19 protein-coding genes and 3 pseudogenes are annotated in these 23,624 nt (G+C 42.1%); 7 read left to right on the top strand and 15 right to left on the bottom strand.

Annotated elements, in window-relative coordinates; translation table 11 throughout:
• Window positions 1–327: 327 nt before the first annotated feature.
• From CIK92_RS05750 to CIK92_RS05740, 3 genes are all read left to right on the top strand, one after another.
• Window positions 328–1,095 carry a hypothetical protein gene (locus CIK92_RS05750; protein WP_094386553.1) on the top strand — a complete coding sequence of 256 codons (768 nt, stop codon included), beginning with the start codon at window positions 328–330 and terminating at the stop codon, window positions 1,093–1,095.
• Window positions 1,088–1,483: a hypothetical protein gene (locus CIK92_RS05745; RefSeq protein WP_094386551.1), complete on the top strand. Its 396-nt coding sequence runs from the start codon at window positions 1,088–1,090 to the stop codon at window positions 1,481–1,483. The genes CIK92_RS05750 and CIK92_RS05745 overlap by 8 nt, the downstream gene beginning before the upstream one ends.
• Before the next feature lie 108 nt (window positions 1,484–1,591).
• Window positions 1,592–2,659: a DUF4238 domain-containing protein gene (locus CIK92_RS05740; RefSeq protein WP_094388440.1), complete on the top strand. Its 1,068-nt coding sequence runs from the start codon at window positions 1,592–1,594 to the stop codon at window positions 2,657–2,659.
• Between the two features lie 69 nt (window positions 2,660–2,728).
• Here the strand turns inward: CIK92_RS05740 and CIK92_RS05735 are convergent, their stop codons facing one another.
• The 13 genes and pseudogenes from CIK92_RS05735 to CIK92_RS05675 form a co-directional block, all read right to left on the bottom strand.
• Entirely contained in the window at window positions 2,729–3,247 is a 519-nt protein-coding gene (locus CIK92_RS05735; protein WP_094388439.1) for a glycoside hydrolase family protein, read from the bottom strand.
• Window positions 3,244–5,433, bottom strand: coding sequence for a type IV secretory system conjugative DNA transfer family protein (locus CIK92_RS05730; RefSeq protein WP_094388438.1), 2,190 nt, complete (start codon window positions 5,431–5,433; stop codon window positions 3,244–3,246). The genes CIK92_RS05735 and CIK92_RS05730 overlap by 4 nt, the downstream gene beginning before the upstream one ends.
• Before the next feature lie 24 nt (window positions 5,434–5,457).
• Window positions 5,458–6,105 carry a hypothetical protein gene (locus CIK92_RS05725; RefSeq protein WP_094386543.1) on the bottom strand — a complete coding sequence of 216 codons (648 nt, stop codon included), beginning with the start codon at window positions 6,103–6,105 and terminating at the stop codon, window positions 5,458–5,460.
• A gap of 21 nt (window positions 6,106–6,126) precedes the next feature.
• Window positions 6,127–6,636 carry a hypothetical protein gene (locus tag CIK92_RS05720; RefSeq protein WP_094386541.1) on the bottom strand — a complete coding sequence of 170 codons (510 nt, stop codon included), beginning with the start codon at window positions 6,634–6,636 and terminating at the stop codon, window positions 6,127–6,129.
• Window positions 6,637–6,639: 3 nt separating this feature from the next.
• Window positions 6,640–7,491: a conjugative transposon protein TraN gene (traN, locus tag CIK92_RS05715; protein WP_094388437.1), complete on the bottom strand. Its 852-nt coding sequence runs from the start codon at window positions 7,489–7,491 to the stop codon at window positions 6,640–6,642.
• A gap of 17 nt (window positions 7,492–7,508) precedes the next feature.
• Window positions 7,509–8,735, bottom strand: coding sequence for a conjugative transposon protein TraM (gene traM / locus CIK92_RS05710; protein ID WP_094388436.1), 1,227 nt, complete (start codon window positions 8,733–8,735; stop codon window positions 7,509–7,511).
• Window positions 8,713–9,135 (bottom strand): hypothetical protein, encoded by a 423-nt coding sequence (locus CIK92_RS05705; RefSeq protein ID WP_094388435.1) that lies wholly within the window; start codon window positions 9,133–9,135, stop codon window positions 8,713–8,715. The genes traM and CIK92_RS05705 overlap by 23 nt, the downstream gene beginning before the upstream one ends.
• A gap of 12 nt (window positions 9,136–9,147) precedes the next feature.
• Window positions 9,148–9,762 carry a conjugative transposon protein TraK gene (gene traK, locus CIK92_RS05700; RefSeq protein ID WP_094386533.1) on the bottom strand — a complete coding sequence of 205 codons (615 nt, stop codon included), beginning with the start codon at window positions 9,760–9,762 and terminating at the stop codon, window positions 9,148–9,150.
• Between the two features lie 20 nt (window positions 9,763–9,782).
• Window positions 9,783–10,913, bottom strand: coding sequence for a hypothetical protein (locus tag CIK92_RS05695; RefSeq protein WP_094388434.1), 1,131 nt, complete (start codon window positions 10,911–10,913; stop codon window positions 9,783–9,785).
• 1 nt (window position 10,914) lies between these two features.
• Window positions 10,915–11,688, bottom strand: a complete 774-nt coding sequence (locus CIK92_RS05690) for a DUF5045 domain-containing protein (protein ID WP_254046002.1) — start codon at window positions 11,686–11,688, stop codon at window positions 10,915–10,917.
• A 28-nt stretch (window positions 11,689–11,716) separates the two neighbouring features.
• Window positions 11,717–12,442, bottom strand: a complete 726-nt coding sequence (locus CIK92_RS05685) for a hypothetical protein (RefSeq protein WP_173823803.1) — start codon at window positions 12,440–12,442, stop codon at window positions 11,717–11,719.
• On the bottom strand, window positions 12,435–14,984 hold the full coding sequence (locus CIK92_RS05680) for a hypothetical protein (protein WP_094388432.1): 2,550 nt from the start codon (window positions 14,982–14,984) through the stop codon (window positions 12,435–12,437). Before CIK92_RS05680 ends, CIK92_RS05685 begins: the two co-directional genes overlap by 8 nt.
• Window positions 14,981–16,345: pseudogene (locus CIK92_RS05675) on the bottom strand (TraG family conjugative transposon ATPase); the annotation flags it as partial. The gene CIK92_RS05680 and the pseudogene CIK92_RS05675, both read right to left, overlap by 4 nt.
• Window positions 16,346–17,094: 749 nt before the next feature.
• Here CIK92_RS05675 and CIK92_RS05670 point away from each other — a divergent pair.
• Complete coding sequence (locus CIK92_RS05670) at window positions 17,095–17,535, top strand: retropepsin-like aspartic protease (protein ID WP_048316574.1); 441 nt, start codon at window positions 17,095–17,097, stop codon at window positions 17,533–17,535.
• Between the two features lie 714 nt (window positions 17,536–18,249).
• On the top strand, window positions 18,250–18,930 hold the full coding sequence (locus CIK92_RS05665; RefSeq protein ID WP_049129570.1) for a UpxY family transcription antiterminator: 681 nt from the start codon (window positions 18,250–18,252) through the stop codon (window positions 18,928–18,930).
• Between the two features lie 275 nt (window positions 18,931–19,205).
• Here the strand turns inward: CIK92_RS05665 and CIK92_RS05655 are convergent.
• Window positions 19,206–20,195, bottom strand: a pseudogene (locus CIK92_RS05655) (IS1380-like element ISBf11 family transposase); the annotation flags it as partial.
• 200 nt (window positions 20,196–20,395) lie between these two features.
• On the opposite strand from CIK92_RS05655, the gene CIK92_RS05650 reads away from it, so the two are divergent.
• The gene (locus CIK92_RS05650; protein ID WP_229032463.1) at window positions 20,396–21,235 is read left to right on the top strand and encodes a nucleoside phosphorylase; all 840 of its coding nucleotides are present in this window, start codon (window positions 20,396–20,398) and stop codon (window positions 21,233–21,235) included.
• A gap of 27 nt (window positions 21,236–21,262) precedes the next feature.
• Entirely contained in the window at window positions 21,263–22,045 is a 783-nt protein-coding gene (ant(9), locus tag CIK92_RS05645) for an aminoglycoside nucleotidyltransferase ANT(9) (protein ID WP_197065809.1), read from the top strand.
• Between the two features lie 239 nt (window positions 22,046–22,284).
• On the opposite strand, the pseudogene CIK92_RS05640 reads toward ant(9), so the two are convergent.
• A pseudogene (locus tag CIK92_RS05640) lies at window positions 22,285–23,570 on the bottom strand (IS1380 family transposase).
• Window positions 23,571–23,624 lie beyond the last annotated feature (54 nt).

Raw genomic sequence — 23,624 nt, 5'->3', positions numbered from 1 at the left:
TCGATCTTCTTCATCATGAATGTAGCGAGTGGATTCTACCCATACCCATTCATACTGACCTGTCGCTTCATTTAGGACACGATCTCTTTCACGTTTTACTTTTGTTCTCATACACTTTTGTTTTAGGTATCCAAAAGTGTCAAGTTTTTTTAGGGTAAGTCATTCATATAATTGCATTTTCTTGTTGTTATTCATGTTTTTCGACTTTTTATTTGTATTTTTGCAGAGTCTTTATTGCAAAAACTGTAATAATTGATATTTGAAAGATGGGCTTACAATAAGTTGCTCAGAATTTAGAAGGTTGAAACAAAATGGATTTGCACTTGTATGAAATATCGACATTCAAAAATTGATTCTCAGAGTTTCTTGTTCTCTGCCAAGGAATCTAATGAAGAATACTATAGAGTTGCTTACGAATTGACCAAAAAACTTTTCGTAGGCATGTCAAAACATGCTTTAGCTTTCAATTCCAAGAAATATAATTTTTATGAACCTCCATTCTTGTTTAGGGAGCGGCAGCTTGACACGCTAATTATGCCCGTCCTGAACTCGCTTTGCAAGGGTCTTGCTTTTGCTGAATATCCAATGACGCGAAACAGCAGAAAGAAAGGGTTGGAAATTGAAGACTCGCAAGGTAGAATTGATTATTGGTGTATCTATAAGGACTATAGTTTTGTTATAGAGGTCAAACATAGCTATGACAACTTCGCAACATCTTCAACAAACGACGAGAGATTGTTACAAAGATGGCGCACTATGAATATCGTCCAACTTGACAATATCAAAAATGAGATTAAGCACTTTGAAGAAAGAACTAAAGGTGTAATTCGGTTAGGTCTTCATTTTATTACGTCACACAGCGGTACGAAGCTGAAAGAGAATGTTAGAGAAACTTTTATTTCACAGGAATGTGAGATGCTTACTCGCTTGTATGTAGATTTGAAAGGTATTACTCCTCCAGATTTTATGTCAGTGTGGGAATTGGATGATGATATGGTTTGTTATGATAATGACAGAGCCTATCCTGGGTTAATAGTTATGGCCAAATTTTTCAAAGATATAAAACATAAAGGATCAAAAGATTATTATGAATAGTATAAAATACGTTTTGCTCAAAGGAAATGAAAGATTCCTTGATCATCCAAAAAGTGTTGCCCTATTTGGAAAGCTCTTTTGGCGCAAATCTGACAAAAAGCTCAATGTCGGTGACATCGTGTATCTCTTCATGTCTGGAAAAGGACATTATCAAATTAGATACAAATTAGAAGTAACCAATACAAGTGTACCCCGACATGATAAAAGCTGTTGGATAGCTCCCTTTGTTCCTGATAATGACTGCTATGAGTTTACCCCTGTAGCCTCAATGTATGGGGGAGAAGAGCTTGGCTACGATGAATTAGAGTCCATTGGTATTAGCCGTTACACTCAATATTCTATACTTAATGAGGAGCAGGTAAACTTCATTGATAAGTATTTCAAATAATAAGGCAAAATAACGTCAAGAACGTTTGGGGTAGCTTTTTATATAAACAAGTTTTACGCAAAGTGGTGCCCTTATGACAATTTATATTGGATATTTGAGTAATAAATAATGGCTGAAAAGAAAAATCATCACTTTGTTCCTCAGTCTTACCAACGTTTGTTCTCAAACGATGGTAAGAGCATAGGAGTATATAACATAAAGAAGAATCTTCTAATTAACCAATCTTCAATAAAAAACACAATGAGTAAAGATTACTTTTACTCAAAAAATCAGAATGTAGAAGATGCTCTGGCAGAGATAGAACGACTATGCATGTTAGCATTCCATAAACTGGATAATAATAATGATTATAACTTACATGAGGTTGAACGCTTGAATATTTTAACGTATGTAATGATGCAACTTGGTCGTACTGTTTATATGTCCGAAAGACTAAGTGATGATGTTAATGAAATGTCGTTAGAAATATTTAAGCGGTGTACTGGTATGGAACAAGTTGATCCTCATTTAGTATTTCGTTTTGATGAGCCTCCATTATTTTCATTAAGTGTCTATGCTGGTATGGTAGTAAATATGGCTGATTTGTCATTTAAATTAGTTTGTATAGACTCTAAATGCAGCTCTACTTTTATAACCTCCGATTGTCCTGCTTTTATTATTAATCCATATTTTGATTTTTTAGGGTATGCAGGAGTGAAAATACTTGGCTATAAAGGTGTATGTATAATGATGCCACTAAGCCCGAAGCTGTTGATATTGTTTTATGATTCAAATGTATACAAAATCGGAAACAGGAAAGGCAAAGTAACGATAAGTGAACCTAAAGAGATTGAAGCAATTAATATGCTTATCGCGAATGAGGCAAATGAACTGCTCGTTTTTAATTCTAAGCATGCAATATCATCATCATTAAGAGAGTATGCGCAGAGAGTAAAATCAAATGCCAGGCCATTTAAATTATTCCAAAACAAACAATGTATAATTCACTTTTTTCATATTCTTGACAAAGCAAAAACTCTAAATATAAACTCTTGCTTTCAAGAAGATTTGTTTAGAGAATATACAAACTATTTGTCGAAACATCCTGAAATTAAAAACTATCTCGAAAAGTTAGGAGGTTCTGCATCAGAAGAAGATCGCCGCAAATTTTATGAGGAACTGAAAACAAGAAGGTAGGTTCTTCTGTCGACTAATCTGTCATTATTCCAGGTATTGCATAGATACAAATCAATATCCATGATACTATCATTCTGAATATAGAAGTAATAGCTCTGTATAACGGCGACGTTCTATTGAAGATATTTTCTTCCCCTTCCAATGGCAGAACTGGACATAATCGCCTTTGAAATCTCTGTTTCCAGATTCAATCTTCTTCAAGAGTGTACTTTTGGGGTACTTGGTTCTGCTACCGAGAATTCTATAAAGCCCAACATTATAAGCTAATGCGGCGAGTAGGAGGGAGTCTTTTCCGTATTGCTTGAAAATTGTACATAGTTCCTTCAGATCTTTACGCAAGAGCGCGTCGGCTTCTCTCAGAGACATATTCGAAGAGTAACGCTCTCCTGGTCTTAGCTTGTGGCCATAGCCAACATAAGGATAATCCTTCTTACGATGGATTCCCTCATAATATTTGATGCAGCAGATAGCTCGCTCAAATGGTTGAAGTGCAAAAATAGATGCTTGTTTTGGCGACTCATTTGCCTGAGCATCCATGCCCAGACAAAGAGTAAGGAATAAGGTTGTTAATACTGTTTTGAAAATCATTTGGTCTTGAATTTGTTTATTTCGTCTATCATGTTCTTCACGTCAAGATTAACCTGGCAGAAGTTCTGATATAAGATGCGCTCCTTGGCATCCTTTGACGGGAATTTATAGAATTTGGGAAGTTTGAAGTTCTCATAATCTGCCTCTTCTGCCTGTATCTCCTTCATGTCGAAGTCGGTTTTGCAGTAGAACTTGGAGGTCTGGAACTCGGCAGACTCCTGAATGTTCATGGAGCCGTTATGGCCAGTCTTGGTCTTAATGAAGTCACGAGCTGTCTGACCAGCAATCCAGCCTGTAGGCATATCGGAAATCTTGGATGCAGGTACAAGGCTGTCCATATTCTCATTGAGATTGATGGATGTCTTGTCACGGTCAATCGTCACACCTTTCTTCAATTGAACGACTTTGCCGAAGATGTCATTGGAAAGCCATTCAAGGGTTTCCTTGGCACGGGCAGAGCCAGACACGACATTGCCGACAGTTGTAATGACCTTCTGCATACCGACTTTACCATAGTCGGATTCGAGCTGTGGAAGTTCCTGAAAACCGAGGGCAACACTCACTTTGTTGCTTCGTGCCGTGCCAATCAGACGGTCAATCTTATGGAAATAGAGCGTTGGCAACTCATCGACGATGATGCTGACAGGGATATTCTTACCTTGACCTGTATTGACACGGGTGACCATTCGGTTCAGGATAAGGGCATTCAATGCGCCAATGATGCTTTCCATTTCTGGATCGTTAGCAATCAGAAGGTAGCTTGGGTTAGCAGGGTCACTCACTTTCAGGTCAAAGTCATCGCCGTCACGATGGAAAATCCAATAGGATTCCTTGGTGGCCAGTCGTGAGGTATAGACGCGCAGCGTACCAATCATACCTTCCAATTGCTCCATAGCCTTATTCTTCATGGCCGTTTGGAACGGGCCAAGCAAAGGTGCGACCTCTGGGTCAGTCTCTAAGACCTCGAAGATGGTCTGGTAATCCTGATTGAGGAATGACAGGATATGAGGCATGTCGCTGTACTTCCCAAGCCAATAAGCAGGTTCAACCTCTTTGCCAGAATGATCGAATACTCGGCCTGTAGGCTTGGGTCGATGGGTCTTTGGTTCTTCAGTCATTTCTGCAATCAACGGATTACCGTCTTTGTCGTAGGGTACTTTCTTGTAAGAAACGAAGAAATAGATACAGGCAGCCAAGAAGTTGACGGCTGATGTCTGGAAGAACTGGTCACTACCGCCACCACCTTCCTTCTTTCCCTTTTGTAGAGATTCGAGCAATGTCTCAGCCGTTTCGCTGGCAGCTGCAAGGTTGCCAATGTACTTCTGCTGAATAGGGTTCACACGGCGTGAATACTCCACATCCACGAAGTTGATGATGTTGAACTTAAAGTCTCTGCCAGCCTTTTTGTTGGCTGCAAGGTTCTTGCGATAATGGTAATAGAGCTTCTGGGCAAGCGTCGGGAACTTGTAGTCATATACCACCATAGCAAAGCCTTTGGCACTGTGCTGACGGATAAATGGCTCTATGATGCTGAAGGTCTTACCAGATCCAGGAGTACCGACAACCCAAGTGCCACGGAACGGATTGACAATGTTAACCCATCCTTTGCGGAACTTCGACTTGTAGTAATAGCGCATTGGTATATTCACGCTATACTTATTCTCAATCAGTTCCTGGCACTGCTCGAATGATTCATTCTCAAAGTTGAACCTGTCTTTCAGAAGACCTTCCTTCAAGAACTTCGAGATATTATCAAGTGCAACATGAATTAGAATGGTTCCAAGGATGGTAGCTGCCATGTAGAGCCAGATGTTCAGCGGAATCATGTAGAACCGCATGTCCATTCGATAGCCGAACAGCCAAATGGACAGGATTGTAATACCTACACCACTGACAAGGGGATAGAGCACCTGCCGTCTTGCATCAAACTCCAAATGCTTCTTATTTCTGGTTCCAATACAGGTGATACATATAATCACGAATGTTGCAATCTTACTCCAGATAAGATTACCATCCAGATAGATGAACCACCGCTTGATTCGGTCATGAACATCGCAAACTATGCCGCCCCAGTAGTCAAGTAGTTCCGGGTCAATGGCATACTCGAAAAACTCCAAGAGTAGCGACACATAGATGACTGCGCGAAATATCTTGTAGGCAGTTTGAAGCTCTTTAGTTTCTTCCATTTCTTACTTAAAATGTTGTAAACTCTAATTGTATAAAGTGATGATTGGGCGTACTTTATGTGATTGTTCTTTAGGTGTTTCTTGAAGTGCTCCAGACGCAAGAGAGAACAACCATGCCTTAGCCGATTCCATATCTTTCACCTCCGTTGAAGTCCAATACCAACACTCGTCAGGATCATCAGATATGACATCGCCACCACACTTCTTTATATAGTCGTTTACCGTGTTCTTCGCACCATAAAGCAAACGTATCTCGGCCACTGATGGTATGAAGGCACTCTGTCCATATTGCCACATATCAAAGACTGCTGTTGCAGCTGGAGATGCCCCAGATGAGTACATGGAATGAGTATTCATGTTCCCGTCGAAAGCGGTAATATTGGCCGAAGTATTATGCTTCACGCCGATACTGTCACTGTATGCTTCTGGCGCAATGTCCCAAAGATAAACGGCATAACCTGTTCCCTGAGATTCATTGCTTTGATTGATATGGAACACAACGGCAATAGGTTGTTTTCCCTGACTTTTCATGTCTTCATAGCGCACAACCTTTCCATCTGTACATAGTATGTCGCAGGTCTTCATTGCCGTGTCAGGAAACTCACGGTGTTCGTCGCAACTTGTTATGGCCACCATAATAAAGGCAGCACAGATAGTATGTAATAGCTTCATTTTACTTTGTATTAAGTTTGATTATCTTGTGGGAATTTTGAATCCAAGGGTAACTCCTGTACGGAACAAGTCTTTTCTATCTGGTAACATTAGATCACATTTGGCTTGCCAATACAAACCCCATCCGTTCCTAAGTGCATAATTATGTTCGTAGCCAACATGGATGCCACCCAAGAACTTGTCTGTATTACTACCTGCACTGGCACCGATGCGTAGATTCCCATGATTGTTACGACCTCGCCACACACAAGGCTTGTAGGCTACGCCAACACCCCATGTTCGGTAGTTTTTCCAGAATGATTCAGGACACACATGCCCACAACTTTCGCACTCATCCCATTTGAGATAGCCATTAACGAAGTATTCCCAGGCGTTATGATACTTGGTTTCGTGTTCCCATGCAAGTGTGGCATCAAGGCCACGCTCATAAAGTAGTCCCACGCCAAAGGTAATCCTGTCACTATGTGACTGAGCAAAGGATGAAAGGGAAATAGAACCCAAGATAGCGATAATAGCAAATAACTTCTTCATTGTTTAGTCCTCCTTCAGTAAAATAGCGTTGAACGAATCGGCATAGAGGACATCCTCATAGTCAATGTTGAGCATGATGGTACGTCCACTAATCTGTTTCTCTGAAATCTCGATAGACAGCACCTTGTCATTGGGGAAAGTCATCTTCTTCAAAACAACGACGTTACGATAGCCATACTTAAACGTCTTGCTTTGTTCGAGGACAAAGGCAGGAGTAAGCTCGATAATCTGAGAATTAGTAGCCTTCGACTGCTTTTTGTCTGCCAGTTTGAAACGCATTTCATCAATATCAAAGCGAATGTTCGTCTTGTTCTCCACAGAGAAGTCCAGGAAAAAATATTCTCCAACGGAATAAATATTGTTCAGACGTATCATCATACGATGCTGCTTGGTACTGACATTGCGTATTCGGGCAGTCGAGTTCCAGATGGAACGAGCGTACTTTGCCATATCCTCAGTGCTCATTGATACAGATGGATTGTTATACGCAATTCTCTCTTCCGGCTGGATTTGCTTATCAGTAACAGCTTCCTGAAGTCTGGTTGTATAGAGAAGGGCATATTGAGTTCGGTATCTTTCTGTGACAATGGTGACAATGGCAAGCACTTCACCATCGGCATGTGCGCCCTCCTTGGGCTTCAGTCGGATAGTGTTGTTGATGGGTTGGTCACCAACCACCATGTCGGTACTGATGTCAACGAAACGGATAGGCTCAGAAGCCGTGATGACAGTAGTCACCTGTTCGTTGACTGTAAGTTGTTCCATCTCTTCATACGTCTGCTGTGCCATCAGAGGCATTGCAAACAAAGCACAGATTAGCGATGTGCCGATTTTCTTGAAAGTCTTCATGTTCATTATATTTGAAAATTGTTTTAATCGTTTTTCTTCTCTTTGCCGTTGACCAGATAGACAAACGTGCCATATTTAAGCTTGGCTGAGTTTTTCTTGATGGACTTACTAATGGCATTACTCGTTTTCTGTACGGCATTTGTGATGGCTTGGTTGCCCCATTGAATGAGGGAGTTTCCAGCTGTTGTTGAACTTGACGTTAGAGCTGAAGAGTTGTTCATGGCTCCACTTGCTACGTCCTTCGTGGTCTCTCGGAAATTACTGCTTGGGACATACAGACCTTCCAATCCATCAGTATCGTAAATAGAAAGGTTGACCTTGATGATGTTATCATTGATAAGTATGCTCTTGATGTTTCCTTTGACACGCTGACTGCCAAAACCGCTCATAAGTGCATAGATGTACGTTCCCTTTGGAACTACAATGTCATTGATTTCAATGTCATCAAGCAGACGAAGCCTTACACGAGAACCATCTACCGCCTTTACATTTTCATCAATAATGGCTTTGATAAGGTTCGGCTCAGGGTCATTTTCAGTAAGGGTGTTGAAGTAATCGGAAGTGACTTTGACCTTCTTCACAACCTCCTGTGCTTCATCATCATCAGAGACACCTTTAACAGCTCTTTCATTCACACTGATTTTACCTTCTACTTTGTCTAAAGGTTGACTGTTGGCAGGTGTGTTATCTACATTGCTATCAGTTGGAGGTGTCATCGCTTGCTGACCTTGTAGTCGTGCCTGTGCAAGCGCACGGTTGAGTTCTTCCATTGCTTCCTGCTCTCGCTGCTGACTACGAGCGAGACGGTCTGCTTCACTCATGCCGCTACCATTCGCGATTTCTTGACCTTTTTGCGCACTCGCTTGTAGTTGTCTCTCAATCTCAGCGAGCTTCGCGGCTTCCAGGGATTCGAGTAGTTGACGCTCCTCGTCTGTGTACTTGGAGTCGTAAGATTCTTTTTCTTCTTCATTGTTTCTGTCTATATTTTCCATTGCAGTTAAGTCATCGATCTTGCCGTATGACTTAACCATACTCTCATATTTGTTGCCAATACCGTCACCCTTCATTTTTGCATCAGGCAATACTGGGTTCAGATATTCTGTAGTAGTAAGGCTATTGTCTGGTATTTCAGCCTTTTCCGTATGGAAGAGGTCAATGACGAAATATCCGACAAAAAGCAAAGGAAAATAGATGATGAGGGGCAGCATGTATTTAGGCTGCTTCCAGTTAATCTTCTTCAGAATGTCCATTGTCTTTATTGATTTTAGTTTGTGATTCTTTGAACTCCTTGTTTACACTTACAGGCATGGTGTGGACGGAGCTGATAGCGTGCTTAACTCGCTTATGTCGGTTTCTGACCAACTCTTCTTGTACTTCAGTAGCGGATTCCTGTGACTGATGGGCGTTATATACCTTGCCCATACGAATGAGATTTCCAGCAAAACTGAGAATGATGAAACCAAAGACGATGGCTAAGAAGAGCTTCTTGTGGTCATTGGCAAACTGCTGGACTTTGGCAGCGGCTTTGTCAATCTTTGTAGCTCTGGCAAACTTGCGTCCGGCATCGACCTCTCTTTCATAGCGGTCTCGATACTTCGGGTCATCCTTGTCGGGCATTTTCTCGCCCATAATCATTTTCTTCCAAGACATAGCTGTATGTTGTTAGTAAGACATCTTTGTTTTCTGCTCTATGTCTTTATTCAGCAGGGTACGCCAGTTGGTGATAAGCAATCCATGAGGGTTGTTGTCTGTACGAGGAACACGCTTTATCTGTCCTGCTGTCACCAACTCTCGTGTCAGGATGCTGGAACGACGTTCTATTCTCTGACGACCATAGTAGGTAAACTCCATCTTATCCTTATCAAACTTGATGCTGTCACAGAAGATGCTGAAGACGGCACTCGTACCCATGATGTTGGAGTAGAAACCTTTTTCCTTCAAAGTGTTGTACTGTGCCAGACCTGTTTCGTCAATTAGGTACATGGCTTTTTCCATCGTGTATTTGATGTACTTGTCATCAGGGGCAAGCGTGAAGAAGAAATGATGGAACATTTCGATATGGCTCTTGGCTTCCACATCGAGGGTTTCTTCCATCGTACTTCTTTGAACCAGGATAGGAACGTTGCCATCCAACACATACACTTTCTGCTGTGCGTCTGTTACCATCACACGAGCTGTCCAGATACTGGAAATGCTGATGATGATGCATCCCACCAAGAAGAGGGAGCATATTATCATCACCAACTTGATTTTGTTTTCGAGATTCTTGATAACCATAGTTTTACTATTTCGATAATTTATAATACTCTGCTAATCATACCTTGTGTAGATACCTTTGCTTGCTGTGCTACACCTTCACCGAAGTTACGGGTAGAGAATGCCGTATCACCTTCAGGAATCATCCATGCTGCAAGGTCTGGGACAAGGTTCAGACATTTGAGTGCAACGATGCTTGCTGCCATTAGATAACCAGCTGAGAAGAAGGAGTTCTGAAGGTATGCTGCCATTGTCTGCTCACTCTGCGTAATGGCTTCAAGGTTTTCAACCTGAATACAGAGAACAATGTCAAAGAGCAACAGTACATAGAAGCCGACGAAGTATAGACAAGCTCCGTAGAAATGGACAGTGAGATAGCGTATAAGCCATTTCGCCCAAGCTCCTTCCCATTTCGGGAGTAGCGAGAAAGCCCATTGGATAGGCCCGAATATCGTCAGCATACCTAAAAGAATCTGCTGGCAATAGATGGTAGCCCACCAACCGATACGGAAAACTATCAGGGCAATCAACATGATAATCTTATCGATACCTACGACAGCTCCAGCCGTAAGAGACGTGAACCATAGTTTTGAAGCATCCTGTTCCATGTTCGTCACTTCATCGACACCAGCCTGTTCCATTGTACTTTCAATAAGATTGGGGTCAGAAGTTCCTGTATGAGCCACATCAGCCTGTGCTTGTAGAGCTGTGTACATAGTATCTCTTGTATAGATGAGTTCCTGGACTTCCGCAAACTTATCCTCAATCTGAGTGGATTCAGCCTCGTAGAGGTCATGCGTATAAGAGCCAATGCAGTTTGGAATGTAGGAAAGGAAGTCCAGAACACACCAGCTGCTTCCGCTATTTGTCATGCCAGTATCTGCAGGTGGGTACCACCAGCAAAGGATAATGCTGACAACAAGCGGCTTGAACAACTTCATGATGTCAAGCGGTTCATGTTTTACCATCATCTTGTAAGCCATTCCTGCTGCTACAATGATGGAGAAGAGTGCTGCAAGAGCCATACACATCTGCAATATCCACCAGAAAGGCCCTTGTGAACCAGTGAAAGTAGCATCACAAAGGAACTCGTTGGTCTGGAAGATAACATCATCAATCTCCTCTTCAAGGATGTTGATGCCAAAGTCTGAAAGGATATTCGTATCTGCCATATTATTCTTGGATAATTATGCCATTAGTATTTGAACCACTATTGGAGTTGCCTCCATTATTTCCCCATCCGGCATCCCTCCAACGATTGTGAGCTGCCGTAGCAATAGCTGCACGATGATCTGGCTTGTTATATGTTGCAGAAAGAAGGTCTGCCGTTTTCGCTTTCTTGTTGAGTTGAACAAGATAGGCTATCAGCGTTTCATTCTGTTTGGTTATGTCCGCATAGATGGCAAGATACTCTTTCTTTCGCTGTGCATTGGGCATATAAGCATCCTGAGTAGCTTTGATGGCACATTGAAAGATATGGTAGTAGTCATTCCATCGGTTTTTGTCATGAATAGAACCGCCAGCACCGACAATACGGTTGATGTTCGTCTGGAAAGCATTTAGCTTGTCTGTTATCTTTGACCCTTCAGCTAACCAGGCAATGTCAATCTGGCGGTCTGCTATATTCAAGGCTTCAATCTCTGCTCGTTTCGTTAATGCCGCCTCTATGGAGTCTGCATCTTCTACCTGTGGATAGGCAGAGACTCCTGCCAATGCGCGATAGGTCAGTTTGTTTTTCGATGCAGCTGAGTTTCGGTAACTGTTGTGAAATGCCCAATAGTACAAATCGGGAGTAAGGCATCCGGCTCCAATCTCCTGAACCGTAATCTGGTTCATCTTGGCTTCATCGTGATTGTAGGTCACATAAGACTGTGCTTTTACTTGAATTGTTACTATCAATCCAAGTAAGAATGTCATTGATTTCAAATAAATTATGTATTTTCTCATAAAGTGATGATTTAATATCTGTTATGAACTAATATCCGAGGTAGCCAGCTCCTTTCCATCTTCCAAAAGCACCTTCAATAATCTCCTGTTTTGTCTTAGCACGATACACCTGACGTTTCCAATATCCTATACGAACCTGGATGTATTTCCATGTGTCGAAGTAGGCTTTGTTCAGATGTTTCTTTATATTGTCGAGGGACTGGTTTATACTACTCAGAACCAAGATTAAGTCAGATGTAGAACAGGCAGCAGTTCCTGTGGCATAGAGAACCAAATCAGTCACAGACTTATATAAATTGTCTCCTTCATCAGCAATCTTTGCCAAAGCTCTGGCATTGATGGTGATGATAAGCGTATCGGTACTGACAATGTTTCCTCGCTCTAGACATTTCTTGTTGAAATCTTCAAGCATGTCCTTATAATCACCAATACGGTCACTGACTGTCTCATAAGTGTTATATACATTGAGACTTGTTCGCAAGGTCTGATATAATATATCTATGACATCAAAGGCACGAGTGTATCTGTCGAGCTGGGCATTGATGTCTTTATAGCCGATATTTGCGTCACTTGAATAGTCATGCAGCAGTTTGTTGCTTGCTTCGAGTGTAGAACGGACAAGCAGAAGACTACGCTGTTCCTTATGGTCATAGATATAGGCTTCGACGGATGGTATATCGAAACCGAACTGTGCTCTCGAAATGGTAGGAAACAATGACAAGAGCGTAATAGCTATGATAATTATTCTATTCATCTTCATCATCGTATTTTCCGTTATAACTATCTGAATGGCTACTATTGGCAGCATGTCTGAGCCAACGCTTCCTGCATTGCTCTACAAGAGTAAGTCGGCGGCCTTGTTCATCATTGATGTATGGTGCTATAGTCCTCAATATGTCAATGATGGAATGCTTGTAATGCATCATTTTCTCCAACGAAACAAGGTCTGCATATATCTTTGTCAGGCGAGTGTCGATGTCTCGCGCAATCTCCAGACGGTCGCTTGACCAAAGAAGATGATAAGTGTCATCCGTATCATCAGCCTCTACAGGTTCTGTCTTTGCGTATTCCACAGACGTGTCACAGTTGGGATATTCACGGGCAATCTCTGCAATCTTTGCATTTACTTCTGATGCCTTTTCCGCATCGCTCTTCTGCGGATCGAGGTCAAGGACGGCTACAACTTGTGTATCGCTGTAATCAGTAGTAAGTGTCCATGCTATCTGTACGATGGCACGGTGTATCTTGATGCCAAGGAAATATTTCGGGCCACGAGCTATCGAGACTGTTGCCCTGAAGGTGATAACTCCATTGACGTTTGGCATGGTAGCAGTACGGACGAAAGTGTTACCCTCCCAGGAACCACTGCCATTCCATGTAAGATTATAAGCTGTCTTATAGTCCTGCATGATGGCAGGTATTCGATAATAGTCATCTGTTTGGGCAGATTCACTGTTGATAGCCTCCTGTTTGGCTTGATTGTACTGAGCCAAAAGGCTTTCCCAATTACTCTTTTCTGATGTAAGAGAGGCAATCTGATTCTTGTTAGCATTATATTGCTGCCTATAGGTGGCGGCATCATTGATACTTGCATTGGCAATCTTCTTGATTAAGTCTGCATTTTGAGCTTCCAATGCAGCTATCTGAGACTGAAGCATGGCAATCTTACTCTCTGCCTCGCTGATTTTTCCATCCAGTTCAGAAGTGTCAAATCCAGATTCTGTGATGGAGGTGGACATGGCACATTGTTTGGTGTGGTTACTTACAGAACCACCACAACTGCTGCACTTGTATTGGGTTGAACCCTCTCCAAGTTTAGCTCCATCATGGCAGGTCACGCTGATAGTGGCAGTTTCGCAACCTGCAATCTTCTGGGCATCGGTTGCCTGATAGTATTTCTTTGAATCTGAACCGATGTAGTAGGTGAAACCTTCCTCGTTGTCATTATAGTCAGCCAGACGAGCATTCAGACCAGCCTTGAAAGAAGCCAGATCCATCGTATAGGAGTCAAAGACATCCTCATATTTGATTTCTGTGTTATTCCAAGACTTTGTGACATGAATCTCGTAGGCATAAGCCTTGGCATATTGTCCGCTTCGGCTCTTGCTCAGAATATAGGCACTGCTCCAATAGTTGATATAATAATAGAAGCCGTCATTGCTGTTGTTAAGCTGTTGGACTCGGCTACGACTCCACCCAGCATGATTCTCGGAGTTCTGCAAGGCGGCTTCTCTTTGGCTGCTGTTTGGATAGAAGTCAGGGTCTCTGGTATCAATACGATACCAATGATCTCCATAAAGGATGCTATTGTCATCTGTAGGTGGGTAGTAGTCGCATAGATTAACACTTCCTCTATCCACACGATAAATATACCAACGCTGGGTATAATATTGTCCCATTCCCTCACGGGCATAGTCTGTTAACCATGCCGTAGCATTATAATTGGAGAGATTGAATAGGTTTGCTACTGCATCCTGGCCACCAATCATATTAAGCAAAGTACCACCTGTATTGGTCGTTATGTTCTCATACAGGTTATATACGTTGTCAGCAACCTCTATGACACTGGCTGTTTTATCCATGATAGTGCCACTAAAGTTACTATTTGCCAGTATTGAGTTGATAAGATTGTTTGCTCCAGCTGTGGCAATGTTAACGCCCATTGCATAGAGGTTGTCAAGGTCTTCCTGAAGACTCTCTTTGCTGAAATTTGAAGGTATATCACCGATATTATCCAGAATGGCTTTCCAATCCACATCGCCAAGCTCTGAAAGCTTCAGGATGTCCCTAAGTTGCTCGTTGATTTCAAGAAATGCAATATCCCTGAAGCTCAGACTGCTGTTTGTGACGATAGACTCAAACTGATAGCACAGATTCTTCGTCTCATCACAAACCTTATAGAGGTAGGAACCCCAATACAAGGCATTTTGGGGACTTTTGAGCATCATTCCAGCTACAGTCCAAATCTTCGGCATAATCTTAGCCGAAACCATGTGGTAAATACGTCGATAGTAATAGTTCTCTGTGCTGCTTGTCCAAAGTCCAAGGTCTGTCAATGCCTTGCGGTCAAGGAACTTACTCGTGAAGATACCAGCAGCAGCTACCTCTGCAGCCTGATAATGCTCTCGAATTTTGGCTATCTGGTCTGCATAATACATCTCTGTGGCAGCTTCGGTATTGAAGGATGCTACCATCTTGGCTACAGTTTCCTTATCAAAGTTGACACTGTAGTACTGTGCCTTGGCTGTTGCCAGGGCACAGATGATAAGAGAGATTATAAGCAGACATTTTTTCATGTATAACGCTTTTCAATTGGTTTTAAGTTCAATACATGCCCTGCTTGATTTACCTTTTGGGCAAAAGGCAGAGATTTACTGATGCCAGAACGATCCCAGTCACGGCAATATGCCTCGATTGCTTGCTGATGGTTGCATTTCAGTTCTCGCTTGTAGAGCTTCAAGGCTTCCTTCTCGGCTCGTTCTGTGGTGTAAGTCATGTAGCACTCATGGGGTTCTTCGACTCCAAAGACGGCTCCAACACTTCCACGACGGATGAATACTTCACGGAAGAAACTGCGTCCTTCCTTGTTTTCCAGTCGATTGATGGTGAAAATCTTTTTGCAGTCCACATCGGTCAAACCAAGGATAGCCTTGATTTCATCAAATCTCTCACGGAACTTGCTCTGGTCAAGCAGCATCACCACATCGGAGTTGTTGATGATGGCCTCCTTCACAATGGGACTGCCAACAATATCCTGAATTTCCTGTGTTACCACACCGACACTTGCCCAGAACTTACGTGCTGTCTTGTAGAGGTACTTGATGTATTCTGCCATCATAGGGCTGGCAATAGCTTTCCATGCTTCTTCAATGACAAGCACCTTACGGTTCTTCTTGATACGCATTTTCTGGATGAATACATCCATAATAATAAGCGTTACCAATGGGAAAAGCAGCGGATCATCCTTGATAGAGTCAATCTCAAAAACAATGAATGTCTCATCAAACAGTGTGGAATCCAGGTCTTCATTCAGGGTCTTATCGTGATTGCCACCTCGGTAGAAGTCCTTCATCATATAGCGATAGGTACTGATGTCGATGCCCTGAATCTGGTTTTCCTGACAGATGTCGGGAATACGCTGCACACTGAACTCATAGAAGGAGTTAAATGACAGTTCGGTTACAGGAAGTTGTTTTCTGCGACTTTCTATTTCGTCAATCTGTGCCTCGATACGTGCCATACGCTCATTTTCTGTTTCCCTACTGTTGACATTCTTGTTTCGGTCATCAATGAGCAATCCTTTCCGCAAGTCTTCACGTTGGGGTGGAGTAAAGCCATTGAAGCCGTTGAAATAGACATCATAGTATTCTGTGATGACTTGCTCAATAAGTCTTTCCTCCGTCTTAGTGACAGTTCCTTGCGTACCTTTCCATATCAGCATGATAAGGTTCTTCAGGAATCCTGTCTTTTCCACGTTCAGCTCCTCACGCTTGATGCGGAATGGATTCATGGTGATGGAATGTTCTTCTGTATAGCTGATATACTTACCGCCTACATATTCACATAGGCCCTCGTAAGAGTTACCTGTATCAACCATGACAACATCGGTATTTTGCTCCCACATCTGACGGACTACGCTATTCATGTGGAAGCCTTTTTGTATCTCCTAACACGCTGAGCCACAGCACTCTCTTGAAAACAACAAATTCAAAACGGTACAAATTTTGAACAGGCGAAAATCTATAGTTCAAAGCACTCGGCAAAGAGAAAAAACTATGACAGGGGTAAAAAGTGGTTTTAAGATTATTTATGAAATTATTTTGGGCAATTTTGGCTGATTGCTATCCAAAGAGCGCATTTTTGATAATAAGTCCCACCTCCATCAGCCATTAAGAGTGAGACAATCGAAAAAGAAAAAGAGGGATGAGAGAGCCTTCTTGTTGGCTTCAACATTAGGCAAAAATGGATGTCTTGTACCTCAGTTGTATCTCTGTTGGCATATATAGCTGATATACAACAGAGGTTAATCATTCGGCGGCAATAGAATAGCGTTTGAAAGACGTATTCATTGTTTAGTAGTTTTCCTGATAAAATGTTAAATTTAGGGTAGTTAGATTAGTTTTTCTTCCAATTGTTTGGTTTTTTGGAATTGAATGCCTACCTTTGCATTGACAAATCCCGCTCGCTTCCCATAAGAACAGCGTACCCAGCGGGACATTTTTTAAATTGTAGGTATATGAAAGTTATAAAGAACAAGACAATAGATTTTGCAACCGCAGTTCAGGCTCCCGTCATTAACGGAAATAGAGCTGCACGGACAGGTTATGTCCGTTTGGTTCGCCTTATCACTGACGAGCCTGTTCCTCAACAAACTTCATATACGGGAAAAATTGAGTTGAGGTAGGAATGGCTGTATATACAAAAGAATACGAATCCCAGCCAGAGGCTATTCTTACAAACGTCATTATCTGTCCAGCCGTAGATTTGTCGGCAAACGTGGCTGTTCCTGTTCATTGCCAAGTTGAAAATGTATTGTGGGACACAGGAGCGACCAATACATTGATTTCACAGGAAGTTGTAAATGCTTTAGGGTTACAACCGAAGAACAAGGCTCTTATTTCGAGTGCAGGAGGTGATGTCGAATCCTGGACTTACCTTGTTCATGTTATCCTTCCAACAGGAACAGCAGAGTTGAATGTTCAGGCTCTGCTTAACGACAATTCAGACTATGATGTGGTGATTGGCATGGATATTATAAATTCATGCGACTTCTGCTATACAAACAAAGACGGCAAAAGTACATTCTCCTTATGTCATCCAGCAAAGGAGAAAATCATTCTGAAATAAACCAGCCATAGGCTTTCTTTCAAGAAAGACATGTGCGACAACAATAATGACAGATGTGACATTCGCATCTGTCTTTTGCTTTTTACGCCAATAAGAGGCCATTTCCTTACACAAAATATACGAGATTTGAGCAAGACTTAGTTAATTATGGTTAAATTTAAGGTTTATACATACTTTTCCATAACAAAATGAGGTTGTATTGAGATTTTCTTTGTACTTTTGCAGCGGACTATTATCGCCATGTTTATAGCCATTGAGGTTAGACGTGTTCTTTCGTGATGGCATACAAGGCAGCCTACGCCGTGCTGAGTATGGCGGAGTCATAATGACAAAGCGGTACAAAGCGGGCATTGGGTGGGAAAGATAGTCCAGACATAATGAAGGCGTTTACTAACGCTCTGTTTAAGACAGTCTGTAATCTAGCAAATTAACAGTTATCATAGTCTTGAGCAAAGCCAACGGTAGATGTCCCGGGTGTGATAATATCGCTCCTGCGGAGACCTGTAAGCACGGATTGTACCTTTTCGGGCACAACAATTGTTTATTATGGTCTCCTAATGGAAATGATTATTCATATCGGCGTGGGCTCTGACGTTGTCTGTTCAACTATGATAGGCAATTGCTAGAGCCTCAGACTGTGGAATAGACAACAGACGTTTCCACGCTCTTTTTATGTCTATATTGCTATTAACGAGCAACGACATATAAGCCGATATGAACGCATTGCTTAATGCGCATACCAAACGAGGTTGCGATTCACCTCCTCACATTGGATTTGCCTCCAATGTCTCCCCCGAAGCCCAAAGCTCACAAACAGGGGTGTCCTCGGAATATGTCCAGCAGGAAGGTTACAACTGGTTTGTTCTTCGTGCTACTTATAACAGGGTAAATGCAGCCGTAGAGAAAGCAAAGAAGAATGATATTAAGACATACGTGCCGATGCACTATGTACTAAAAGTGATTGCTGGGAAGAAGAAGCGAATACAACAGCCTCTTCTTCCCAACTTTCTTTTTATATACGCCACAAGGGAACAATCAGACAGTTTTGTGAAAAAGACAGTTGATGCCCCAATCTCTTTTATAAAATATTATTTGGATAAGACGCTTCCTCCAGAGGCAAACGGTAAAAATCCTCCGCTTATTATACCATACAATGCAATGATAAATTTTATCAAAGCAACAAGTACTGATAGTGAGCATGTACGCATTGTTACAGCGGAACAGTGTCACTATAAAAGTGGAGATAAAGTACGAGTAATAGCTGGTGACTTCAAGGGAGTGGTTGGAAAAGTTGCCAGAATAGCAGGACAACAAAGAATTGTTGTTGAGATCTCGGGATTGTGCCTTGTCGCTACTGCGTATATTCCTACTGATTTTATTGAGATTGTCAAATAATGCCGAAAGGCATATTGTTTAATTTAAATTTTTTATTTTATGAAGAAAAATGGTAAGAATGAAGAACTTCAGTCTCGTCGTGAGTTCTTTAAGAGAGCCGCTAAAGGTGCTCTGCCTATTTTGGCTGGTGCAGCTCTCCTGTCAAGTCCTATCTTGTCAGAAACTGCAAATGCAATGTCATGCGCAGGATGTAACAACCGTTGTATGAACAGTTGCTTCAACACATGTCATGGTACTTGTAGCAGAACTTGCTCCGGTACAAACAACAGAAACTAATCCTTCCCTCCACGGAGGTTATAGAATTCGACAATCTCTTTCTCGGAAGACTCGTAGTCATTTGTAAGGATGCAGCGGTAGGTGTATTCTCCTTCCCACAGGTCGAGTTCGCCGTCTATCCGCTTCTGTCTTTGAATCACAAGACGGTATGCCTTCCCTTTCCATTTCTCGATGAGAATGGAGGCCAGCTCAAACTCAATACCGCCCAATTTCACTTTCTTCCAACCTCTGAGGGCAAAGATGTCATTGTAGAGCGAACTGCATCGGTTGGCACGGATATAGAAGGTCTTGCAGTGTTTAGCAATCTCTTCCACTATCTCTTCAGAACACGAGCCGCAATCAGCTCTGAAACGGTTGATAATAAGCTTGTTCTGTTCAAACCTTTCAAAGAACCTCTTCAGCGTGTCCTTCTGGTGGAAACGGACATTTGTGTTGCCGTCGCTGTTCTCAATGCCGACAATCAAGTCGCCAATAACTGCCACGCCAGGGCGATAACCAAGGAACTTCTTGTATGTAGGCTTCGCATCATACTTCTCAGCCTCTATGAACTGGTGGTCGAAGTCAACGTCATACCCCTCGCCCTCTTTCAGCTGCCCTGTGGACAATAGGCAATTGAGGAGCAGTGTATTCAGCTTGTCTGCCGTGTTGAAGTCGTAGGTCTTGCCAGTGTCGGATGTGTAGGAAATGTTATCCTGGGTCAGTTCCTTTATGGCTCTGAGAATCGTGTCGGCACTGCATGTGCGAAGTGTCGGATGAAGCGAGAGGTGATACATCAGATGAGTGGTGACATCCTCGATGCATGAGCCGCCACAGAAATAAACGCTCATAAGCGAACGGATGATTTCGCTGTATTGATAACCATACAGCCTGCATCTCATACCGAGGGTTGAGTCGATTACAGATGAGAGCTTGGAATCAAATTGCTCCATTATTGGAAAAATACCTCCAAAAGGAGAGAGTTTCTCAGATTTTATTGCTACCTTTGCCATGTCTGTCGGGTTTGATACATATTTTGATTTGCAACACTAAGATAGGTGAAAAATCTGACATGGCAAAATCCTGAGCAACTTTTTGTTGCTCAGGTACTTATAAATAAAGTTAAATCAAAGTGTTGCGGAATTAAGGGATAAAAGATAGCTTCACGAAAAAATATACTCAAAATACTAAGAGTTTATTGATGTATAGCCAAATGAAAAAAGTAACTTTGCAAAAAATAGATGCAGAAAATGTGAGAAAGAAAATTTTTATTGGAGATGATAGTATGGCATTAGTAAAGCACGATTATCCTATTTTGGAATACGATACCGCATCAAAAGCAATCTTTCAGCCGGGAAATGGGAAAAAGCACTTCCCTAAAAAAGCCGTATTTGCATTTTTGGGGGATGAAGTGGAAAAGTATGCACATGCCCACAGTGGAATACAGATAGATGAATTTGAGAGTGCAACAAAATTATATCCCATCTATGAATGCTTTCATAATCAGGAAAGGATATGTTTATGTCCGGCTCCGGTTGGGAGTGCTGCTGCTGTCCAGATTTTAGAGTATTTAATAGCAGGAGGTGTGACAGAAATTATTTCTGTCGGTTCCTGCGGTGTATTGGAAGATATTCCGGAGAACAGATTCTTAATACCCGTTTCTGCATTGAGAGATGAGGGAACTTCTTACCATTATCTTCCGCCATCCAGAGACATAAAGATTTCAACAGCAGGAATAAGTGCAATCAAATTTGCTTTAAATCAAAAGAAAATCCCATATTTGGAAGTCAAGACATGGACAACAGACGGTTTTTATCGAGAAACACTGGAAATGGTGCAATACCGCAAAGAGGAAGGCTGTCAAGTAGTGGAAATGGAATGTTCTGCACTGGCTGCATGTGCAGAATTTAGAGAAGTAATATGGGCTATGTTGCTTTTTACAGCCGACACGCTCTCGAATCCTCATAAATACCAAGAACGGAAGTGGGGAAAAGCAAGTGTATCCACCGCCTTGGAACTGGCATTTGACGCTGTTGTATTAATCAAAGAATAAAGGAAACAAATCTATATGGAAAATACAATGAACAATCGGAATGAAATCCCACAACAAGTGAAGCAAGTCGTTTCCATAGCAGAAACCCTATTGCAGGGGCAGATATTGGGAATGTATTTATATGGCTCTGCGACAATGAATAAATTGCGTCCGGACAGTGACATAGATATATTGATAATAACCAGACAAGAATTGAATCTGTCAACGAAAAAGGAGTTGACCAAGCAATTATTGGAAATTTCCGGCTTCGTAGGTTGCGCCGAAAAAAGACCATTGGAGATAACTGTCATCCATCAAAAAGACATTATTCCGTGGCAGTTTCCGCCCAAATGCGAGTATATGTATGGGGAGTGGCTTCGGAAAGAGATGGAAGCCGGAATGATTCCGCAGGCGTGTTTCGACCCTGATATAGCGATTCTATTATGGCAGGCGAGAAAAAGTAGTATGACGCTGAAGGGCGCAGATTGCAAACAACTTATTCTCCCGATTCCGTTCCGCGAAATACAAAAGGCTATTCAATTTTCTCTACCCGGTTTGATTTCCAATGTTAAGGGAGATGAAAGAAATGTGCTATTGACGCTATCCCGCATGTGGTTTACATTAGAAACCGAAGACGTGACAACGAAAGATGTTGCTGCGGAGTGGGTGATTCCCCAATTGCCGGAAACCTTTTCTTCCCTGTTGAAAACGGCAAAGGAAGCCTATTTGGGAAACCTGTCTGACGAATGGGAAACAATGGAAAATGAAACGCTCGCGCTTACCGGGTTTATGAAAGGTCGGATTGAAGAATTGCTTAAAGCCAAAGGGTAAAGCAAGCAAAAGCAAGAATATCCCTACAATAAATAAACCGTTTGAAATGGTGCTGCCTCTTTTACAATAACCTAAAATCCGCAAGCAATCTCAATGGCAATCTCAATTGCAGTAAAGAGCTTGAACACTATGCATCATGATAGTATGAGCGTGAATTTTGTCCGATTTGTGCATACCTTCCCCTTACCCCACAATGCGACTTGAGGCAATACGCAGATTAAAACCATAAGGAACGGACTTTATCCGAATCCAGTTTTGAAAGGTCTTGCATAAGCCCGGTTTTCAGTATAGATATTCAGCACGTATTGCCTTGCAGTCATGATCCACTTGGCAGGTACGGAGATGAAGCTGAAGACAAAAGCCTTTATGCGACTCGTTTCCTTGAGCCCGAAAGCCTTGGTGTCAAGCTTGCTAATGATGGTCTTATAGAAATTGTGTATCAATGCCGTAAGCAGAAGGAATACGGTGTTCTCTGACATGAACGACTTGGGGAGCCTGTTCCAGCCGAATCCGTTGTTCATATCATCGAATATACGCTCTTTGCCCCCACGCTTGTTGTAAAATTCGACGATGTCTCTTGTTGATGAGTCATAATCGTTGGTAAGAATGCATCTGTAGGTGTATTCACCTTCCCACAAGTCAAGCTCTCCATCCATGCGCTTTTGTCTCTGAATGACAAGACGATAGCACTTGCCTTCCCATTTCTCAACAAGAATGGAATTGAGTTCAAACTGGATGCCGTTAATCTCCTCCGTCTTCCATCCTCTCAGAGCAAAGATGTCATTGTAGAGCGAACTGCATCGGTTGGCACGGATGTAGAAATGTTTGCAATGCTTCTCTATCTCACTGACGATTTCCTTCGAGCAGGAACCGCAGTCTGCCCTGAAGCGATTTACACGGATGTTCTGGGATTCCAGAAGAGCGAAGAATCTCTTATGGGTGTCTGCCTGATGAAAACGCACATTCGTGTTACCATCGCTGTTCTCGATATAGACTATCTTGTCACCGATAACATATACGCCAGGCCTGTAGCCGAGGAACTTTTTGTAGGTCGGTTTTGCATCATACTTCTCCGTTTCAAGGAACTGATGGTCAAAGTCAACATCGTATTCCTCAATTTCCTTCAACTCGCCTGTAGAAACCAAAGCGTTTATAAGCAATGTGTTGAGTTTGTCTGCAGTATTGAAATCATAGGTCTTGCCCTTATCGGAAGTATAGGAGATGTTTTCCTGTGTCAGTTCCTTGATGGCTCTGAGGATGGTATCAGAGCTGCATGTACGAAGGGTAGGATGATACGAGAGAGGCGCATCAGTTGTGACGTTACATCTTCCACGCATGAGCCGCCACAGAAATAAACGCTCATAAGCGAACGGATGATTTCGCTGTATTGATAACCATACAGCCTGCATCTCATACCGAGGGTTGAGTCGATTACAGATGAGAGATTGGAGTCAAATAGCTCCATTATTGAAAAAATTCCTCCAAAAGGAGAGAGTTTCTCAGATTTTATTGCTACCTTTACCATGTCTGTCGGGTTTGATACATATTTTGATTTGCAACACTAAGATAGGTGAAAAAT

The organism is Prevotella sp. P4-67, assembly GCF_002251325.1.
Lineage (GTDB): Bacteria > Bacteroidota > Bacteroidia > Bacteroidales > Bacteroidaceae > Prevotella.
Note: the sequence above shows the minus strand (reverse complement) of the source record. Positions and strands in the feature narration are given on the sequence as shown.

What these genes read in the sequence shown, in the direction of transcription:
- CIK92_RS05750 (WP_094386553.1), top strand. Translation starts at nt 328, where the DNA reads ATGAAATATCGACATTCAAAAATTGATTCTCAGAGTTTCTTGTTCTCT.
- CIK92_RS05745 (WP_094386551.1), top strand. Translation starts at nt 1,088, where the DNA reads ATGAATAGTATAAAATACGTTTTGCTCAAAGGAAATGAAAGATTCCTT.
- CIK92_RS05740 (WP_094388440.1), top strand. Translation starts at nt 1,592, where the DNA reads ATGGCTGAAAAGAAAAATCATCACTTTGTTCCTCAGTCTTACCAACGT.
- CIK92_RS05735 (WP_094388439.1), bottom strand. Translation starts at nt 3,247, where the DNA reads ATGATTTTCAAAACAGTATTAACAACCTTATTCCTTACTCTTTGTCTG.
- CIK92_RS05730 (WP_094388438.1), bottom strand. Translation starts at nt 5,433, where the DNA reads ATGGAAGAAACTAAAGAGCTTCAAACTGCCTACAAGATATTTCGCGCA.
- CIK92_RS05725 (WP_094386543.1), bottom strand. Translation starts at nt 6,105, where the DNA reads ATGAAGCTATTACATACTATCTGTGCTGCCTTTATTATGGTGGCCATA.
- CIK92_RS05720 (WP_094386541.1), bottom strand. Translation starts at nt 6,636, where the DNA reads ATGAAGAAGTTATTTGCTATTATCGCTATCTTGGGTTCTATTTCCCTT.
- traN (WP_094388437.1), bottom strand. Translation starts at nt 7,491, where the DNA reads ATGAACATGAAGACTTTCAAGAAAATCGGCACATCGCTAATCTGTGCT.
- traM (WP_094388436.1), bottom strand. Translation starts at nt 8,735, where the DNA reads ATGGACATTCTGAAGAAGATTAACTGGAAGCAGCCTAAATACATGCTG.
- CIK92_RS05705 (WP_094388435.1), bottom strand. Translation starts at nt 9,135, where the DNA reads ATGTCTTGGAAGAAAATGATTATGGGCGAGAAAATGCCCGACAAGGAT.
- traK (WP_094386533.1), bottom strand. Translation starts at nt 9,762, where the DNA reads ATGGTTATCAAGAATCTCGAAAACAAAATCAAGTTGGTGATGATAATA.
- CIK92_RS05695 (WP_094388434.1), bottom strand. Translation starts at nt 10,913, where the DNA reads ATGGCAGATACGAATATCCTTTCAGACTTTGGCATCAACATCCTTGAA.
- CIK92_RS05690 (WP_254046002.1), bottom strand. Translation starts at nt 11,688, where the DNA reads ATGAGAAAATACATAATTTATTTGAAATCAATGACATTCTTACTTGGA.
- CIK92_RS05685 (WP_173823803.1), bottom strand. Translation starts at nt 12,442, where the DNA reads ATGAATAGAATAATTATCATAGCTATTACGCTCTTGTCATTGTTTCCT.
- CIK92_RS05680 (WP_094388432.1), bottom strand. Translation starts at nt 14,984, where the DNA reads ATGAAAAAATGTCTGCTTATAATCTCTCTTATCATCTGTGCCCTGGCA.
- CIK92_RS05670 (WP_048316574.1), top strand. Translation starts at nt 17,095, where the DNA reads ATGGCTGTATATACAAAAGAATACGAATCCCAGCCAGAGGCTATTCTT.
- CIK92_RS05665 (WP_049129570.1), top strand. Translation starts at nt 18,250, where the DNA reads ATGAACGCATTGCTTAATGCGCATACCAAACGAGGTTGCGATTCACCT.
- CIK92_RS05650 (WP_229032463.1), top strand. Translation starts at nt 20,396, where the DNA reads ATGAAAAAAGTAACTTTGCAAAAAATAGATGCAGAAAATGTGAGAAAG.